The 20780-nt window shown below is 67.2% G+C and carries 1 protein-coding gene (only partly in view); it reads left to right on the plus strand.

All 20780 nt of this window come from inside a single coding sequence — locus IG75_RS0104305, LuxR C-terminal-related transcriptional regulator, on the plus strand. Of the gene's 49161 coding nucleotides, 17875 precede the window and 10506 follow it; the stretch shown corresponds to coding positions 17876–38655, spanning codon 5959 (partial) through codon 12885 (complete); the first complete codon in view begins at position 3. Both the start codon and the stop codon lie outside the window.

Genomic DNA, 20780 nt, shown 5'->3' on the forward strand with positions numbered 1-20780 from the left:
TGCCGGCCGGCCGGCAACGAGGCCGGACGGCGGGCAGTACGGTGCCGGCGGCGGTCCCGGCAGCTATCGTGCCCCGGCTGGGGGAGCTGGCTACGGTGCGACGGTTGGCGCGTACGACGCGGGCAGGCCTGCACGACCAGCTGAAGGAGATAGCCACTGACGAGGGCATGACGGTGGCCGACCTGTTGGCGCGCAGAGGTGAGCTGGTCGACGAGCGAACGTACGCACAGCAGCGCCTGATCGAGAAGATCCGGGAGCATGAGGGATTTTCGCCGCCCGACGAGAGTTCCTTGCTGCGCATCCATGCCGATGATGTGCTGGCGCGGGATGACGCACCCACCGATCTCGAAGAGGCAGCACATAGATTCGCCTCATTCTTCGACGTGATCGACCTGATCGACGCCGTACCCTATCTGGACGATCGGATCGATCGGATCGATCGGCTGGAAGCCGCTCTCTTCCACGCCCACGCGCTCGACGCGCACGATGAATCGGCAGCCGGCGATTTCCAGCGGTTGCAATCGCACCTGTCGAAGCTCGAGCAGGCGGCCACCGCGATATACCGGAATGATATGGCGCGGGTCCGGGAGCACGAGGGTGAGAACTCGGTCGCCGGGGCTTTGGCCGACCCGGTTCGGCAGTCGCTGGAGGATTCATTCCGTAATGGCCTGGCCGACGCGCTGAAAGCCGTTGCCGCAATCCGAGCTCTCGACGACGTCGCGACTCCCCCGCTGATCGGCGATGAGCTGAATGCCCTGGGCGACAGGGACGCGGATCGGCGTCGCGATCTGCACAAGCTGCCCACGACGCGGGACAGTGACTCCGACTCGCCGACCCAGATCAGGAAAGACCTGGAAACGCAACGCGAACAACGCCGCCGGTCCGCGGAAGGCCTGGCGGCGCAGCTCGGTACGGCACCCGCGATCCTCACCCCCGCTCGGGTCCGCCGGATCGCCGAGGCGCTCGAGCGCCAAGGAGCCCAGGACGCGCGCGCCCGGGCCGCCGCGAAATGCCGGACACTCGACATCGAAATCGAGTCATCGGAAGAACTGCTGGCCGTGACCACGCGGACGCAGGGGATCGATCGCCTGCGCGCGGCACTGTTTCAGGCGCAAGCACACCTGCCCGTTCTGGAGGTCCGGCTCGTCGCCGCGCAGGACGCGCACCGGCAACTTCTCGATAGGTACAGGTTCGGGCTCGGCGCCGGTCTGGTCGACACCGGACAGGTACGTGAGCAACTGCGCAGTGCGGAGCAATGGCGGGGAGGCAGTTACGGTTACGAACACGATGCGTATCTGAAGGTCCGCGCCGCGTTGCATGAGCTGCTCGACCTCGCCGGGCAACGGGAGCTGCGGCAATGGCAGCTCCAGCGCCTGCAGGATCTCGGGTACCGGCTCGACGCACTCGCGGGGGAGCGGACCCGCGTGCTGGACGAACGTGCCGCGGTGGAAGAGCGAATCGAGGCGCAGACCGAGCTGGACTTCGGCTGGCTGAGTGACGACACCGGGCGCGGTGCTCAGTTGCGCAGATTCCAGGCGGGCCGGCGGGCAGCACTGGCCGCGACGATCGGCTCGGATACGTTGGCCGCGCACGAGCTGACGGCCGCGGATCTGACCGCCGAACAGATCTCGATGGTCACGCTCTCACGCGCCGACCTTTTCGCCGATGCGGTGTTCCACGACCGGGTCGCCGAGCTCGCGCGGCTGGAGCAACTGATCGCCGATGTCGCCGAATCCGAGCTGCTCACAGCACAGCTCGAGCGGATCGACGCGGGACTGGCGAAGGGGCTCGCCACCGATGTCGACGCCGTGTTCGCGGCGACCGTCGCGCCCGATCGCACCGAGGCCGGCGCCGAACCCACGACCGGCACTGTCGAACATCTGTGGCAGCCGGCGCAGCGAAACTGTTTCGTGCAGTCGGGGCTGGGCGTGTACGAGGCCGCGGGCGGTGCCGCGCCGGCGAAACTCCGCGGTCATGTGACCGGTCCTGCCGGAGTCCTCGCCGGGGAGTCGTTCGAGCTGCTCGGCGCCGACCCTCGCGAAGGCGGTTACCGCAACCTCGGCGAGGTCGCCGAGCATGTGGAACAGACCGGCGACGCAGTACTCGTGGTGCTGGGATTCCAGGGTTTCACCGACGCCTCCCGGCCCGGCTCGCACGCGGTCCACGCATTCTGGGACGGCGAGTTCGAGATCCGTGCGGACGGAACCAGGGTTCCGGTGCCCGGCGCCGGTGACGTAGTGGTGATCGACAACGGTGAGCGCTTCGCGTTCACGGAGTGGGCCGCCGAACAGACGGGGATACGCAGCGTATCCGGTTGGGAGATCATGCAGGGCGGCACACCACGCCGCCCACTCGTCGACGGGAAGTCCCGGGCCGTAGCCGGATTGGACTACGACAATGTCGGCATCGCGGGCCGCCGGACATCGCTTGCGAACAACGCCGAGTTGCTGAGTCTGGCCGGACAGTTGGGAATCGAGCCACATATGGTCAGCCGCGATCGGCTGAATTCGGCTGTGGATATTCTACGGAGCCAGCTGCGGTCGCTGACCGACATCGAGTGGGCGAACGCGGAGGCCGCCGGCCGGCTGCTGGATGTCGTGCCATGGCTCGGGAACCGCATCGCGCTGGGTTGGGCTGTGCAAGAGGAGACGATAGCGCAGAACAACGCCGCCGCAGGCCGGCTCTCGCCGGAGCAGCGGGAGAAACAACGTCACGAGTTCGAGGCGCGGGCGAAGGTCGAACGCATGATTTCGAACCGCGAGCTGGCGGCACTGCTCGCGGTTCCGCACCTGAACACGCGGACGGCGCCGGCCGACATCCATCGGCCGCTGGCGGAATTGTGGCGGTTGAGTGCCCGACTGGGTGATCCACGGCAGATGACCGGGCTCCTCGAGCGCATCGAGAAGTACCTCGAAATCGACTCGCGGCGACTGTTGCTCGCGGAGGCGATCCATGAACACGATCGTGACGAGGTCGGCCGCTATCTCGACCTACTCACCGGCGAAGAACGGGCGGTCTGCGACCTGTATTTCGCGCCGGATCAGCCGACTCAGGCCGATATCGCAAACGAGCTGGGCGTGGGTGAGGCAACTGTCCACAGCCTGCTGCATCGTGCCGCACGCCGATTGGTCATGAGCATGTCGCAGAGCGTGCTGGACCGATATCCGAGCGCGGGCTCTCTGCGGCGGGCTACCGCACAGGATGTCGCCCGGTTGTCCGGGAAGAGCCAGACGACCGTGCGGCGGGTACTCAGCGGGCGCTCGCCCGGCCCGGAAGTGCAGCAGATCGCCGACCGGCTCGGACTGACCCGCCGTCGTCCCGGTGTGGTCGTAGACCTCACCGGTGTCGCCGCCGATACGACGAATTCACCGATCCCGGTCGTTCGTGACGATGAGAGTCCGGCGCCGGCCACCGGCCGGGACCGGAGCCGCGCCACCGATCGGGCAGACCTCGAACTGGTGCGTTCGGTATGGAAGAACGACCACCAGTTGGTACGCGCCGAACTGAAACCGTTCGATCGCGCGTGCTTCGACCTGTTCGCCGAAGGGCTCACGCCGCCTGCCATCGCGGCCGCGAAGGGAGTGCATCGCGGCACGGTCAATCGTGCGCTCGCCCGAGTCGTGCGAGCGGTCGCCCCGGATCTCCCGGCGGGGCTGCGGGACGATTACACCGAACGCGGTGTCTTGCGACCGGTGACAGTCGTCGAGGTCGCACAGCGGGCGGGTGTCAGCGTGGAAACCGTGTACCGAGTCCTACGCGGCGACACCGCGACGATGCGAAGCGATGCAACGGAGCAACGGGTCCGCCGGGCGATTGCCGACACCGGCTTCACCCCGAAGACCGATACATCCGGCCCCGGGTCTCCGCTCGATCCGGCGATCGCCGTCGACCGGCCCGGCCGGAAGGCCCAGACGCCGCCGCTCCGAGGCGGCGGGGGCGCCGACGGCGCGGGCTTCGGTCGTGTCGATGCGTTTCAGAAGTCGTTCGATCCCCGGGAAACCCTCGATATGCGGCCGCGTCGGCGCCGAGCATCAGGGCCGAGCTATGGACCGGAGGTCTTCTTCGCTCGTGATCCGAGAATCGGCCCAGGTCTCGGTGCGCGCGCGGACGAGGTGGCTCCGGGCGGTGCACGCCGCGTGTTACGAAGACTCTTCGGGGAAAAGGACTCCGATCCGCCGAATGTCCTGCGGCCGGCGACCCTGCCGGAGTCGCTGGTAGTCCTGCGACGCAATGCCGCGGCGGAAGCGCGGCAGCTACGGGCTCGGCTGCGGTATGCCCTGCCCGAGGGGCACAATACCGGCGATCTGCTCCAGCCCGGCCCGGCGCGGGACGCTGCCGACGGTGAGCTCTCTCGTGTACGCGAGCGGTTCGCCGCGCTACTGGGTATCGCGCCGAACGACCTGCGGCGCGATACCCGGGTCGATGAGGAGCGGGCGGACCTGCGTGCCCGGGTGCCCCGGTCGCCGTCGCAGCCGATCAGTTCGGAACTCTCGGATCTTCTCGCGGCGGAGGCCCAGTTCTTGCGGCACTACGTCCCGATGCGAATGGTCGACGACCTGCGCCGTTTCCTGGAATGGTGCGCGACCGTCGACGCGTTGGAAGACGCGTTGTACGACGCACATTCGCGAGCCGAGCAGGGCGCTGGGTCCGTCGACGACTTCCGTCGGCTGGCCGAGCAGCTTGCCCGGATCGCTGCTCTTGCCGAGGAAAAGGAAGCCGTCCGGACACACCGGCTGCTACCGGGTCCCGTACGCAGCGTGCACGGCGGGTTCATCGCTGATCCGCAACAGTACGGTTATCACCCGGACGACCCGGGCCAGCCACGGATGGGGCCGCGGACCATCGCGAGGCTGCGCGACCTCAGCGCCTTGACCCGCGACGCGCTCGGGTCGAGCACCGACAAATCGGAGAAGTCGAAGCTGCGAGGCCGAGCCGATACCTATGAGGTACTGCTCTCCTGGGCGGACCGGATCGCCGAACGGGACACCGAGCTGGACACACTGGACGACGGACTGGTCCGGGCAATCGAGGACACCGGTGTCCGGCAGTCCGGTTCCCGGATCGCGCTGAGCGGTAGAACAGCCGGATACGCAGCAAACGCCGCAGCATCCGAAGCGGAGCTGCGACGGAAACTGGCCGAGGCCGGCCGTGGATCCGATCCGGCCCGCGCTACCGAGGATTCGCTACGACGGGAACTCCTCGAGGCACAGGATCAGGTCCGCGCGATCGAGGCGGTCCAGGCGGGATTGCGCCGATCGTATTCGGCGCGGGCCGTGGCCGCGCATCGATTCGATGAGCGCCGTGCGGCGTATCTGGCGGAATTCGGCGACGACGAATTCGCTTTGCTGTCAGCGCCCGAGGATCTGCGCTGGTTGCAGGAGCAGTTCGCCGTGGAGCCGGCGGACGGTCCACGGCGCGCCGCTCTGGGGGATCTGCTCGCGCTCGCGACGGAATATCAGCGCCGGGCTTCGGAAGTGCAATCGGTCGACGCGCGATTAAGCCGATTCGAGATCCTGCTCGAAGAATCGGAGCGGGTCCGCGCCCGGCGAGAACGAGCTCGCGACGAGGTACAGAATTCGGCCCGGTCCGTCGGCGTCGTCCTGAACGGGACCGAATCCGACGCCGACCTGCTCGGCAGGGTGCGCGACGGCTTCGCGCAACGGCAGCAGCTGCTGCTGAACTCGCTCGATCCCGAAGGCGTACGGGCGCTCGGGATCAACCACTTCACCGATCTGACCCCGGAACTCCTGCAGCAGCTCGCCCGCGAATCGGCCGCGGAAGTCCAGTGGGCCGGCGAGCTGTTGCAGTACGACAGCCTGGTCCAGGCGGCAGCCACCGTAGCACTGTGCACCGAGGAGCTCGCGCGGATCGAGCGCGTTGTGCAGGACGGCTTCGCCCGGCCGATCACGGACGTCGTCGTCATCGAGGACAGTGACGCCGTCGCCGGATATCGCAGCCCGGATACCCCGGAACCGTTGCCACTGAAGGGCGAGTGCGCTCCCTACGCGGTCGAAGCGCACGAGACGGCCAACCGCCGGACTCGGGGCGAGCAACAGCAGCGGCGACCGGAGGTGCCTAGGCAGTTCTCCTTGACCGGCGACGACCCCGCCGATGTGGCCGCAGCGCTCCGGGGGAACTGGCGTCCCGGTGGCTATCGCGACCTCGCCGAGCCGATCGACACCGTTATCGAGACGCACGAGCAGGGCATGTCGATGACCGTGACCGTCGGAATCGACTACACCCGCGGTCGCGGTGCTCATGCGGCCACTGTTACCTGGGATCCGGACCTCGACATGATCGTGGTCCACGAGCGGCTCGACGGCCGGGAACTCACCCACCGTGGCGAAGCTGCCGCACGACGATGGGCCGCACGGCAGCAGGTCGATGCCGAAAGTGTCTTCGGCATCGAATCCGTGGACGGCCGACCGAGACTCCCGCTCGGCGTGGGCGAGCGACCGGTCGGCGTTCCCGGGAGCGATATGCCCCGTCAGCTCCTGCGGGGTGCGCCGGAGGAAAGCGGGGACGTTGCGGGTACACCGCCCGGACCACGTGGCGACCGCGGACCCGGCGAGGACGACAGGGCTTCCATTGCTGAGCAGGTTCGCGCAACTCGGCGGGAGCTGGACGAGGCGGTCCGGATGCTCGGACAAACGCACACTTCTGAAACCGCGTCCTGGTCGGAGAGTGTGTGGAATCGGATTCTGGCCGAGCAGGAGTCGGCGGTAGCGGCCGATCGTGCGGCGCTGGCGACCGAAGTCGGTGTGTCGCCGGAAGAATTGGATCAGGCGCGGTTCCTGGTTCCACTCGGGCACCATCACCTGCTGCTCATGCGTCGAGACGACATACTGACCCGGGAACGTGCTCTCGCCCGGCTGCCCGAGATACTGCGCCGCGGTCGCGGCGCGGAGGCGGCGGCCATGCGGCACAACCATGGTATGGAAGCGCAGGCATGCGCTGCGGTTATCGCGGGGATACTGCGGACGCGGCCGGACGGCGAGCAGCTCGACGGCCACGACATCGTGCGAATGGGGGACGGGCGACTGGTCGTGGTCGCTGTCGAGGGCAGACATCAACGGGCCGTGGACCGGTTGCAGGCGCAGTGGCGCGAGGCCGAAATCGGGCTCGCCGCTGATCCGATCCGCCTCGAAGATCGGCATCACATCGAATATGTGACCGTCCCCCGCCCCTCCGGAATCATCGATCTCGATACCACCACAACCGAATCTCGGGGTATCGAGGATCTGGGTGCGGCCGCGCAGTGGGTTTCCCACCTCTTGAAACATTGGATCGAGATGAAATTCCAGGTCGGGCGAACCTGGGAGAAATTCAACAATGACCTGGACGCTGAGAAACGAGCGGAGAAGTACCTTGCGGAGGTAGCCCGCGAGTGGGACGCACTGGCCCGGCAATTGCGGGTCGATCCGGCCGAGCTCGCCGAGGTTCCGCTGGATATTCTCGGCAAACGACTGGACAATATTCATCCCCTGTCCGATCTGAGGCGGATGCTCGACCGCATCGAGAGACGGCGCACGGAATTGCGTGGCCAGGATGAACAACTTCTCGAAATGTACAGGTCCTATTCCGAGTACCGTCGAGAACTGGCCCGGCTCGACGACGAGGCTTCCCGCCGGGCGATCCAGGAACTGCTTCCGAGATACCCGGACGGCACAGCCGTAAGCGACCATGTGATCCATATACCGGGCACCGGGTCCGAACGGGACCAGCTGATCGTCGTCGCGGTGCGTCACCGCTACGGTGCGGCGCTCGCTCGGCTTGCCGTCGACCGGTCCGAATTCGGACGGGTGGCCACGCCTGCCGCGGCAAGGCACTACCGGATCACCGAGTTGGCCGCGGAGGTGCGGCCGGACGGATCGCTGGACATCACCGAAAACCGGTCCCTTGTCGAGCACCCCAATCCCAGTCGGTTCGAATTCGAGGCGGCGCTGCTCGAGGCCTACCTCACCTACACCGCGCGCGGACTGCTGAAGGGCGTCGGTTTCCGCAAATGGCTGAAGCCGCTGGGCAGATTCGGTCCGCTGATCCCCCGGTTCACGACGCTCTTCGACCCGGTACTCGAACCGATAGAGAAATCGACGCAGCACAACAAGCAGCTCGATGACTCCTCGGAGCTGGTGAAACTCGGCCTTCGCCTTACCGAGTCGAACGTTCCTACCGAGCCGTTCGGACCGGAGGAAGTCGTGCGCAGGCTGTTCGCCGGGGAGATCCGACCTGCCGTGTACTGGTCCGATTCTGATGGGCTCTACGGGGATACTATCGGCATCGATATCGCCGGTATCCGGCTCCGGCTGCGGGCTCGGCCCGACGGCGAAGGCGGCTATCGGGTCGCGCCGCCGTTGGATCGCGGAAAGTCCTCCAATCCGAACAATGTGCTGGCTTACTGGTTCCAGGGGACGCGAGCAGGGTCCATGAAGGCGCTGGGGCGCAAGGTCGCAGCGGCGTTGAAGAAGGGTGACATTCCGGTCCCCGACGGCACGGCCGACTTCAGCACTCCGATACAGGCCGCACCGACCGCCGGCGCGAAGCAGAAGCCGCTGTCCACGGCCGACGAAGCCTTGATCGACTCCGCGAGATATACGGTCTGGGCGCCGGAGTGGAAAGGGTGGCGACCCGATCCCACCGTACGCGCAGGACATGTACGGGACACCGTGCAGAAGCGCATCGATGCCGCTTTCGCACGTGCGGACGAATTGCGTGCCGATATCACTCGATGGTGCCGTGATATCGGTATAGACGTCACCGGAAAGGAGATCGCCGAGATATCCCAGGCGCTGCGGGCAGCGTCATCGGAAGGAATCAGCGGATCGGTGACAGCCGAAGTCGCCCGTCGAACAGAGGTACTGCTCGAAGACCTCGGAAGGGCGGAAGAGCGCTGCGCGGGCATACTCGAAGAAGCGTCGGTGGTAGCGGCGCGTGATGTCCTCGTTGCCGACAACGCAATGTTGTTCGACGAAGGCTCCGGCTTCATCGCGGCCGCGAACGGCCGGCCGTCTCGGATTGTGATCACCGCTCCGAAGGCCCAGCTGCCCGGGCGGGTGGAACGAACATCGAAACTGCACCCCGCGCGACTGCGTGCCCTGGGAGTGGATATCGAAATCGGGTACGTACAGGTCCTGGTGGATCGACACGGGCGTATCTCGCAGCAACCGTTCGAACCGGACTTCTCGCCCGAGCGTGACCCCGCAACCGAGTACTGGCGCGCGCGCCCCGACCGGCCGGCGGCTCTCGCGGATGGCCGGACGTTCGCCGAAGAAGTGGCCGAACTACTCATCCTCGAGCAGGAACGCGCACCCGATACATACGGGATGATGATGCGGCCCGCTCCGCAGGACGCCCGCCTGGTCCTGGTCGAGGCCGACCCGGACGAGGTGAACGCGGCAGAAGCCGAAACCCTGCTCGCGGCGGCGTGCGGGGTCGAGCCCGCGGAATTTCATCGCGTCTCCGAGCGCAGCTACTATCGGCGGAAACGCGAGGAACCCACCGACACCGACCTGGCGGACAGCGCTGCCCGGGATGCTTACCACCATTCGTCGAGCGGTAAGAGACTCGGCATGTTCGAGGCGGTGGCCGCCATCCCCGCGCACTCGCCGGCCTGGCAGGTCACCGATACAGGGGAAGTGCTCGGCACCGACCCTCGGTTGAGCGAGGCGTCCGGTCCCGATATCGGTCCGCAGTTGTCCGAGCACTTCGTCCGGCGCGCGGCCGACGGCTCCGAAGTCTGGGTCGATCACGATGTGCCGCGATCACGGATCCAGGCGATACAGCAGCGAATCATGCAGGCGGAAGCGGAGTTCCAGCGCCTGGGCATGGAAGGGAAATACCGTTCGTACCTGGAGCGTTTGGCCGAGTTGGCGCGGCATGCACCCGGTGACGGTACCGACCTGTCGTCCGACGGCGGGCCGGCGGATTCGAGAGCCCAACGGGTGCCGCACGGCGAACGGGGACACCGAAACGACTGTGTGCAAGTAGCTTTCGGAAATTTCGTGCAGGTGCTGGGCCGCGATGACCTGGTGGATCTATCCGGTATCGCCTCGGTGGGTGCCGAAGGGGTTTCTGGGCAGCAGATCGTCGAGGCGTTGCGCGGCCACCGCCCGGCGGGTTTCGCGGATCGGGCGGCTGTCGCGCAGGCGGTGGCCGACGGCGGTCCGACCGCCACAGCGGTGTTGCTGGAGGAATACGACGGCTCCGGGATGGGTCATGCGGTGGCGCTGGCGAATCGGAACGGCCAGGTCGTGGTGCTGGACGGTGACGCGGCGGTGGATTTCCACGAATGGGATGCCGGCCACGTCGCGCCGAGCCGGGTGTGGGCGGTCGTGGCCGCCGAGGGCCGGGTCGTGCCCGACGCAGGCGATCGGGAACTCGCGCCGCTGCCGCTGGAGTCGATGTTCGGCCGGGATCCGGGTTCCGGCGCTGTCGCCGGGGTGGGAGCGAGGTACGGCCCAGCCACAGCCCTTCTCGGCGAGACACCCGGGAGTGTCGCAGCACAAGGTTTCGATACCTACCTGCTGAGAATGGCCGGGCTGGCGGCGGAAGCGCAGCCGCAGGGGAAGACGGGTGTTCCGGACGAGCGGAAGGCAGCAGCAGCGTCGGAGGAAGGGGGACGCGCCGGTAAGGCGGCCGGAGCAGCGCGGCAAGAATCGCCCCGTAGCGAGAACCAGACCTTGTTGCTGGTGGAAGCGGTGGCGGCCCGGGAATCGCAGCTGTTGGAGCAATGCCGGATTCCGCTGACGCGGATCGCCAAGCCGATGGATATGGAGGTGTTCGACCGCTACTTCCTGCGTGGTCAGCCGGTCGATCAGGTGGCCTCGGCGTTGCGGCGAAGCGAGACCACGGTCGGCCGGGTCCGCGATCGGTTGGCGCGTCTGGTTATCGAACTCTTGCCCGCCGATCTTCCGGACCGATACACGGCCGGTGGTGTACTGCGCCGGACCACCCAGGACCATGTGGCCCGCGAAGCCGGTGTCACACGGCCGATCGTCGCGAGGATACTCGGCGACAAGGAAACTCCGGCCGATCGTGGGGCGCGCGACAGAGTACTGGCCGCGGCGCGGAAGCTGGGATATCAGCCGGTTCGCTCCGGTGTGATCCTCGAATCCACCGGCGTCCGGACCGGCTCACCTGCCACACCGGTCCCGGTGGTGGGTGAGTCGCAGCAGGCCGTTGTGGCGGCGACGCGACGGCGCAGTGCCGCGCTACCGGTGGTGCACGCGGCATCGCGCACCCGGCTGCAGCAGATCATTCCAAAACTTCCGGAAACAGATCGGGATGTCGCCGCCAGGCTGTTCGTCGAGAACTGGCCGGTTCGCGAACTGGCCGAACTGCTGGGCCGCTCCCCGGGCTCGGTCGCTGAGCACCGGCGCCGGATCGCGGTCCGGCTGGCTGCCTTGCTCACCGGCGGAGAACTGCGTTTCGGTACCGAAGCAGTGGCGGTGATCCGGGAGATCGTGACCGAATGCCCCGAGGCGCTGGAAGCGCTGACGTCACAACTGTCCGCGCCGATGCGCGATAGGTACACGCGGTACTTCGTGGACCGGCATGATGCCAGGGCAACAGCGGCCTCGGAAGAGGGCGGCAACGAAGCGGCGGTAGACCAATGGGCGCGTACGCTGGCCGAGGAATGGACGGGCAGGCTTCCGGCCGATCTCGTCCGGAATCCGGCACGGGTGGGGCCGAAGTGGCGCGCGCTCCCGTGGGAGCGGTTGCGCGAGGTGGCGCGGGCCCGGATAACGGATTCGGCAGTAACCGAACCGTTGGTGTCGATGCTGACCATCGAGGCGGTGGAGCGCGCGCAGCGCGGTGTCGCAGCGCTGGCCGACGATGCCGATACCGAACACTGGATTTCCGCGCTGGCCCAGGACGTGGTCCGGGACGCGCAGCGGTTCGCGGAACACAGTCGCTTCCGGCAGGCTCTACAGCAGGCGGCCGCTGCAGCGGACCGAGAAGTATTGGCACGTGCCAACGACCTCGAGTTCCGCCGGGCATTCGCCGAGCTCCCCGGCCACTGGCAGGAATCGGTCACCGCTCGGTACATGGGCGAGGTCGCGGCGCAGCCGGGTGGACGAACAACAGACGAGCCGGGCCGCACGTCCACCGACGTCACCACCGGTGCCGTACTCCGGCGGCTGGTCGTCGCGCTCGGCGGCGCGGAGGCGGTCGCGCCGCGTCTGGTGGCCGAAGCGGCGACCCGGGATCGGGCGCTGCTGGCGGATCATGCGTCTCGACTGCTCTCCGAAGCCGAGTACGACCTCTTCGAGCAGCGCATCCTCGCGCCCGGAACCCGAGCCCCGGATCGTGGGCAGGACACCGCTGTGCAGCGGATGAGTGTGCGGATCGCCCGTGAGCTCGCTCCCCGGCTGCTGTCGGATTATCTCCGGGTCGGAGTCTTCGACGAGGCCGTGCCGGTGGCACCCCATGGTCCGGCGCCGCGCGAGGCCGGCCTTCGCAACGAGATCTGTGCTCGTCGTATGGTTCGGGTGCTGCGCGCACTCGGCCTCGCACCCGACCTCGACCTGGACGAGAACAACCCGGCATGGGATGCCGTGGACAACTGGCGAATCGTCGAAGACAAGGTCGCCGCCGACCTCGTCGATATCACTTCACTACCCATCACAGATCACCCCCGCCACCGGGACGACCCCGAAGATCCCCTCACCGCCCAGGTCGCCGCCACCCTGCGCGCCAGCGGCAGGGACGGCGACTCCGCCGTGATCGTGGCCGACGGCCACGGCTGGCTGCTCACCATGGTTGCCGGTGACCTGTACATCCATGACACTGCTATCGATACCCCCATGCCGGGTACCGCTCCACGAATCCGTCTGTATCACAGCGAGTACTGGACGCCCGAGAACAACCACACGCACCTCGTAGACGACAAGGGGCAGATAGCCGAGGGCAAGGCATTCGTCGCCTACTTGACCGAGATCGACGGCAGTCTCGTCGCTCTGAACGCCCGAGACCCCGGCCACGAGAACGCAGCGCACCCACCGGAAAGGATCGAAGGCCTCCGCCGGCTGTGGACGAGTCGATGGCCGGGGCGCGCCGAGGATTTGCGCGATCTCACGATACTGGCCGACGAACTCGCCAAGAACCGGTGGCTCGTGGGCAAACTCAACGCGGCCCTGGAAGCGAACGAACGGTGGGCGGACGAGTTTCGTGCCCACATCGACTCGCTGCCCGAAGCGGGTCGGGGAGAGGATCTGGTACGCGTCGAGCGGTGGATTGCGGAGCTGACGGAGGTCGAAGGCCGGATTCGCCGGCTGGTGGCCGGCTCCGCACGGCATGTTGTCGACGGCGAAGTGGTGGGTTGGGACGACGGCCTTCGGCTGAGCGCGGTGCTGGGAAAGGAAGCCGAAGAGCGTATCCGGTGCCTGCGAGCGTGGAGAGACTATTCGCTGGCGAGCTTCACCCCGCGGAAGGTCGATTGGCTGGAGGGTTACTGCAACCTCGGGCAGCACCCGAACCGGGCGTTGGCCTGTGCGACCGAATGGATGCTCGACGCGAACCTCGGTGATATCGCCGCCCCTTTCGGCACGATCACCAAGGCCCGCGCGGCGAGGACCGATCTGCCGCCGGTGCTCGAGCTCTGGCATCCGCTCGACCGGTACCCTCAGCCGGATCCGCAGCGCGCCCTGCATCCGGTGAAAGACACCGTGTACGTGTGGTCGTGGTTCTACAACCGGGTGTTCTGGACGTCGGGGCCCACGGTGCAGCTGCGCACCGCGTCGCTGCCGGACGGTGTCGTGGTGAGTGGTCGGTGGATCCACAAGGAGCAGTACGTTCTGGTTGTCGACGAGAAGGCGAGCCGGGATCAGATCCGCACCGAACTGGACAAGCACATGCGGTGGCTCATCGGTGAGGGGTACGTGCCTCGGTTGCCGCCACCGGGCAATACGGTTCGCAGCAACCTGATCACCGCCGGTGCGGAGAACGCCGGCTACCTGGTGGGTACCGGAGCGTCGGCTGCCCTCGATCTCGGATTCATGCCATGGCCGGTGATCGGTTTGGTGGCAGGTAGTGCGGTGCGTCGTGGTGGTGGGATGATCATGGACTACTGGACGGCCAATCGGAAAACGCAGCGCGCCATGTTGGCCGAACTCTACGAAGCCGCGACAGCGGGTGGAATGGCGCCGCCCGGGTCGAAGATCATCGGTGACCAGTACCGGACTGCGCGAATGCTGGGCTCGGTTGCGGAAGCACTCGGCGGCAGGCCATTGAAGTACAGCCCGCCCGAGGAAATGGTGCGGCTCTCGGAGCAGCAGCAGGCCGAACTCGGGCAACGGGCGGAGCGCTTGATGCGTATGTTCCGGCAGGGCGTGGAAGAAGGTACGTGGACACTGCTGGTGCCGAAATCGATGGCGCGCAACGACTGGGTGAACTTCCATATGCAGCCGTTGCGGGGCACCTCGATGCCGGAGGCGGACGGCAGGTTCTGCTTTCCGTTGGTCGGTAACGAGTTCTTGGCGAAGGTGACGGCGTACTACAAACTCGCGGTCGGCGACGAGGTGCCGAAGAGCCACGTCAAATTCCGCAACACGGGGCGGCTCGATGAGTTCGACCTCACTATAGTGTTGTCACCAAATCTCTATTACGCCACCGACGAACAACTGGCGCTGACCTTCTTCGATCTCTTGGCCAGATCGATGTCTACGGTGGGTAGCGCGTATGCCGATATGACCGGGTGGAAAACTCGGGCGAAGCAACCGGCGATCGTCAATGGTGTCCTCTATGCCCCGATCACCCTGGGGTTGGCAGGCCTGCTCGGTGTCGAATCGCTGGCATTGCCCATGATCCTGGGGCGGGCCGGCGGTGAATTCGGAGCGATCCCCGCTGCCCTACGAGTGGAATCAGCGCAGGCACACCATCAGAAGAACGCCTTCTACGACATGCAGGAGCGGCTGGATTACCTCACCTCCACCGGTCTGGGAGCCGCACTGGCCCGGAAGTCCCTCGAGCTGAACCGGGTTCAGCGTGCGCAACAGCAGCAGGCTGTCGAAATCTTGGGTGTACCATCCGACGCCGAGTCCGCGGATATGCTCGCCCCCGGGGTGCATGTGCTCACCACGGTGGGCCGTGCTGTCCAGGAATGGGCCGACCAGCACGACGAGATCGACGATGTCAGGGTCGAGATTCTCAGTGAGACGGGGATGACCGAGATCTGCGGTGTCGAGCTGAAGCAGGTGGCGGGCGGCGCCGACGATGTGCGGCTGGTGACCCTCCGCACAACCTTGCGGGACGGACGTCGGTTGGTCCTGTATGCCGCGGTGTATGTCAACCCCGACAAGGATTACGTCATGCCGCTGGTGTCCTTCGCGGGCGCCGGCTACCATCGCGGCCTGTCGTCGACCCGGGGTATGCGGTGGGAGCAGCACCGGGAACGCCTCATCGATATTCTGCTGCCCGCACAGTGGCGAGGACGCTTGCCCGGGGACGAGCTGGCGATACTGCTCCGCACCCTGGACGATCTGCTCGCTCGCGAGCGGATGATGTACGGGGTTCCGGTCGGGCAGCTCATCAAACGGGGATTGCTGCGGGCTCTCGGTCAGGATATCGCGCCTGGGCTTCTCGCCTTTTTCGGTGGCGATCCCGCGGTTGCTCTGCGCGAGCTCACCAACGGGGGGATCACTGTGAGCAACGATGGTCTCGATGTGATCCTCAATGCGGAGGAGGAGCAGCGCGTCCTGAACAACCGGGTGATGGCCTTTCCGCCGGGGCCCACCGCACGCACGTTCGCGGATGACTGGGAACGCTCGCTGCGGCAAACCCACGACAGTATCCGCGGGGCCGCGACACGGCTGCAACAGTATGCCGAGGCGCGTCCGGACGAGCCGCGGTTGCGAGAGCTCGCCGACAAGTGGGCGGCCCGCGCCGCGACGGTCGCCCGCCGGCCGTGGGAACAGGTCGAGGACGCACTGGCTGTGCTCGAGCAGGCGGTGGGCGACGACGAGTACGCCATAGAAATGGTCCGGCTCGGCACGGCCGGTGTCGTCCAGGTGAATACCGCGCGCCGCGGAAAACAGCCGCCCCGGCGGGAGATCCTGGAGGTTCTGCCGGGGATCCCGGGCGAGGGAACCTTCATGAGACCGAACCCGGACCAATACGCCGATGTGGGAACCTGCATCGTGTACGACCCCACCGATCCACATACATTGCGCCAGTTGTTCACCAGCTGGTTCGCGGAATGGCACGGTTCTCCTCTCCCTGAGATTTCCGTGCGCGCGCGTGGACCCGGTGTGGGGGTGGCGGAGGGCGGTGCCCTGGCGAACCGGGGGCCCGCGAGCCGCACCGACGGTGGATCCGGCGTCGGGGATTTGACATATCTGGCCGCCGGGGGCATCAACGGCCTGGGTCAGGCCTGGGTGGACCGTCAGTTCGCCGATAAGGAAACGCAGGCCGATCGGTTGTTCCAGGCGCTGATGCACCGTGACATCGTGACGCCCACCAAATCTCTCGAGCAGATCGTGGACTGGTTCAGAAAGGCGAAGGAGACCCAGTTCCGGGAGCTGGTGGCAGACGTTGTCGCCGGTGCCGAGTTGGCCGGCGTCGTATCAGAAGACATGCGGGCCGTGGTCGATGGTTTTCGGCGGGCCCCGGGCGAAGATCCCGATCGGCGGGGTGAACAACGTTGGCCGCGTGGTATCCAGAACCCGGGTACGGTCGACCCGTCTCTTCAGCCGCGACCCGAGTTGTTTCCAGGCCGCGATTCGTGGCAGGCACAAGTGTTCGGGTTCGCCGAGCACGGCGTGGAAGCACTGGCCCGGCAATTGGGAATTTCGGCCGAGGAAGTGTCCACGATGCTCGGTGAGGCAATGGCGCGGACCAAGCTGCTCACCGACCAAGAGGTGGATCACACAGAACCGAAGCAGGAGGATCCTGCGGTCCCGTTGTCCGAGGAACAGCGCTTGGCACCGCACGTGGGTGAATCCGTTGTCGACTGGTCGACGACGACGATCTGGCTGGCGCCGCAGCGGACCGACCGTATGGCGGCAGCCTGGTTGCGGCAGGTACTGCGCCTGCGGCGCGGCTCTCCGGTGGAGGAGATGGCGTGGACCGGCGATTCGGCTTCGGCGGCGGCGGTGCGGCGGGAACAGGAGATCACCGAGCAGCTTCGGCCCTGGCTGGGCCGCGTCTTGGACCTGTTCGGCGACGAAGGGGCACAGTCCATCCGGGCCGGTTTCCAGGAGCCGTCCGGTCCCGATCGGGCGGAGCAGATCCTGGAGCGGTTCCGTGAACTCGAGAAGTATGCCGCCCGGTTCGAGCTGGATATGACGGCCGGCCGCCCGCCGGTGGAGTTGGACCTGCGGACGAGTGAAATTCCCCCACGGCAGGAGGACCGGATCGGGACGGTATCCGCCGCGGCTCGGCAGGATGGAGGGCACCATGGTCCGGCGCTGCGCGATGGCGCCCATCGCAACGAGATCTGCGCGCGTCGCCTCGTCCGCGTCCTGCAGGCGCTCGGCAACGCCTCCGAGCTCGATCTGGACGAGAACAATCCCGCCTGGCACGCCACCGACAACTGGCGAATCCTGGAGGATAAGATCGTCGCCGACCTCGTCGATCTGAATTCGTTACCCGTCACGGATCACCCCCCGCATCCCGATGATCCGGAAGATCCCCTGGCCCAGGTCGCCGCCACCCTGCGCGCAAGCGGCAAAGACGGCGACACCGCGGTGGTCGTGGTGGACGACGGGGAAACCGCCCACGGCTACCTCCTCACTGTGATCGCCGGAACGCTGTACGTGCACGACACGGCGATCGATACCGCCACCCCGGGCAGCATTCCGCGTATCCGGCTCTACCACCGAGATCATTGGCAGCCCACCTACGGCCGCGAACAGCTCACGGGTGGCAAGGTGTTCGTCGCCTACTTCGACGACAAAGGCGGCGAACTGGGCGCCCGGGATGCCCGTGATCCGGCGCACGAGAACGCGGCACATCCCGGCCGGACGATCACCCGGCCGGGTCCCACCGAACCGGAGTCCGCCGGAGTCTCGGCCGAGCGGGCCACGCGGGCCCGGCAGTTGTACGCCGAGTACAGCAAACCGGTCCTGGCTCAGGTGGTACCCCGGTCGCGAGGGGACCGGGAACTGGTCCGGACAGTGCTGCGGGAGACGTTCCTGCGCTTGGCCGGTGAGGCCGGTGAACAGGACGGCCGTGCGGTGGATCTTCCCGGCCGGGCGGTGGAACTCGCGCTGGAAGCGCTCGAATACGAGCAGTTCCAGCGTGGTTTCGACGAGTTCCGGCAGCGCATGTGGTCGGCTGCGAAGACCGACCGGATCCGTACGGCGCTGGCGGCGGCCACCCCGGCCCAGATGTGGCAGGCAGTCACCGAGCTCCCTGTTGCCTGGCGGCAGGCCACCCTGCTGCGATACCTGACCGGAATGGATCTCCCGGCCGTCGTCGAAGTGATGGAGCACGACGGTAGCCTGGTCGAGGCCATGCTGCGCGACGGCATGCTGCAGATGGCGGCGAGACTTGCCGAACAGGTCGACGATGCGGCCGGCTCGCCGGTGCCGCAGCAGCAACCGAAGGTGCGCCAGCCCACCTTGGCCGATATCGCTCGTGCGGCCGGGGTCGGCATCTCCACGGTTCACTTCGCGGTCAACGAGCGCGAGATCCCGAACATTTCGAAGGAGACCAGTGAGCGTGTCCGGAGATTAGCCGTGGAGATGGGTTATCCGGTCGGCAAGAAAGTCGACCGGGCGCCCGGGGTCCGCCGGGCGAATACGCTGGTGGACCAGTCCGAAACGACCGGGGTGAATCTGAGCGCACTGAGTCGCGCGCGCTCGGGCCTGCCGATCAGCGAGCAGACTCGGCAGCGGCTGGCAACAGCGCCGGGCGACGGCGTAGCCGATAAGCCACGGGTCACTCTGGCCGAGGTAGCGCAGCGGGCCGGCACCAGTGTGACCACCGCCAGCCGGGTGCTGCGCAACGAGCCCCAGCCTGCGGGCGTGACGCAACGGGTGATGGCAGCAATTGCCGAACTCGGCTATGCGGCCAGTGTCTACACCCGTCGTGCGCCGGAGCCCGCGCCGTCGGCCCGGTGGAGTCCGCCGCGCCGCGGCGGTGCGCGCAACAGCAGCCCGGGTTTCAGCGGTGCCGACGCATTCGAGGAGCCCCGCGACCCGCGGGAAGATTTGGGGCTGCCGGCCCGCAGGCGCCGCGTATCGGGTCCGAGGTACGGACCGGAAGTCTTCTTCGCCCGCGATCCGAGAATCCCCCGCGGCATCGGTGCGCGCGCGGACGAGCGGGCGCCGGTCGCCGACGGCGGCTCGTCCGCCGCAGCGGCCTCTGCGCGCGACCGTGGCCAGGGCCCGCGCGGCCGACCCGATCCCGAGAGCGCCGGTGTGCCGCCGTCGCCGCCGACTATCGGAGACATAACAGGAGGCCGCGGCCGGTCGGCGACAGGAACAGTGGTGCCCGGTCGCTCGGCTTCCGGAGAATCCGCCGGGGTCGTGGAAGTACGGGGTGGAACATCCGGAGACCGGGCGGCGGAAGAACTGACCGTCGCGCGCGCGGAGCTGAGCGCCCTGCTGGGAGTCGACCCGGCACACCTGCGCTGGCCGAATCTGGTGCGTGATGTCTTCGGCCAGGCCGAGATGATGCTGTCGTTCCTGCCTGCGGATGAGTGGCCCGCTGTCGCCACGCCGCGCCGGCTGGCCGAGCTGCGCAAAAGATTCGCATCCGGTCTCGTGATCGGTTCGCGGATCAATGCGTTGCAGGAGGTGTCCCGCCGATTCGAGATCGGCGCCTGGCGTGCCGAGGCCCAGCAATGGCAGTCGGTCTGGGACGACGGGCTGGCCGAATTGCTGAATTTCCATCAGGTGGTGGATTCCGACGATCTCGCACATCCGCTGCGCCGACTGGGCGAGCTGGCGGGCGATTCCGAGCTCGTCGCGCTGGCCGATGCCGCCGACCGGGTGATACGGCTGACCGAATCGCTCGATGGCGCCGATCGAGCGGACCTCGATTCCGCTGCGCGGCGGCTCGACCGAGCTCTCGGCGAATTCACCGAATTCCGGGCCCGTGCCGCGGGCCTGTCCCAGGAGGATCTGCGTTCGGCCCGGCAGCTACCCGGTGTGGACCAGCGACAGGAATCCGCACAGGCACTGATATCGCTGGCCGGGGACCTCGCGGCGGCCGGATCGGCGGATGTCGAGCTGGTGGCACCGCTGCGGGACGTGACCGCGACGAATCTCACCGCGACGCATGCCTGGGCGGTGCTGGATCGGCTCGCTGCCCTCTCCACGGAGCGGCAGGCCGAGCCGGGACCGGCACAACTGGAATCCCTGTGCCAGTCGTTCCTGTACATACACGAGGCGCTGGTGGATACCCAGGCCAACCTGTGGCTCGGCGGTGAGGTCGGGCGACTGACCACGATCCTGGCCGACTCGGGGCCCCTCGCGGTGTCCGCGGAAACGTTCGCGGGCCTGTCCACAGCGGGGAAGCATGCCGTCGCACGAGCTGAGAACACGCGCGAGATCATGGCATTCGGGAATACGGCCGACGCCTACAACTATGCCGGGAGATCGCTCGCCGCCCCGGAAGGTGAGAGCCGAACGCTGTCGCGGCCGATCGTGGTGGCCGCCGTAGTGCCCGCCGGCCACGATGCCGCGACCCGAGCACCCGGATCGGGCACTGCCGCGGTCGTGGCCGAGGACGGTCTGCGCTGGCAGCTGCTCACCGACCCGTCGGTGCGGTTCGCCGGACAGTCACTGCTGTATCTGGAGATACCGGCCGGAACCCGGGTTCGGTGGGACGCCGGC

The organism is Nocardia rhamnosiphila NBRC 108938 (assembly GCF_000720425.1).
GTDB lineage: Bacteria > Actinomycetota > Actinomycetes > Mycobacteriales > Mycobacteriaceae > Nocardia > Nocardia rhamnosiphila.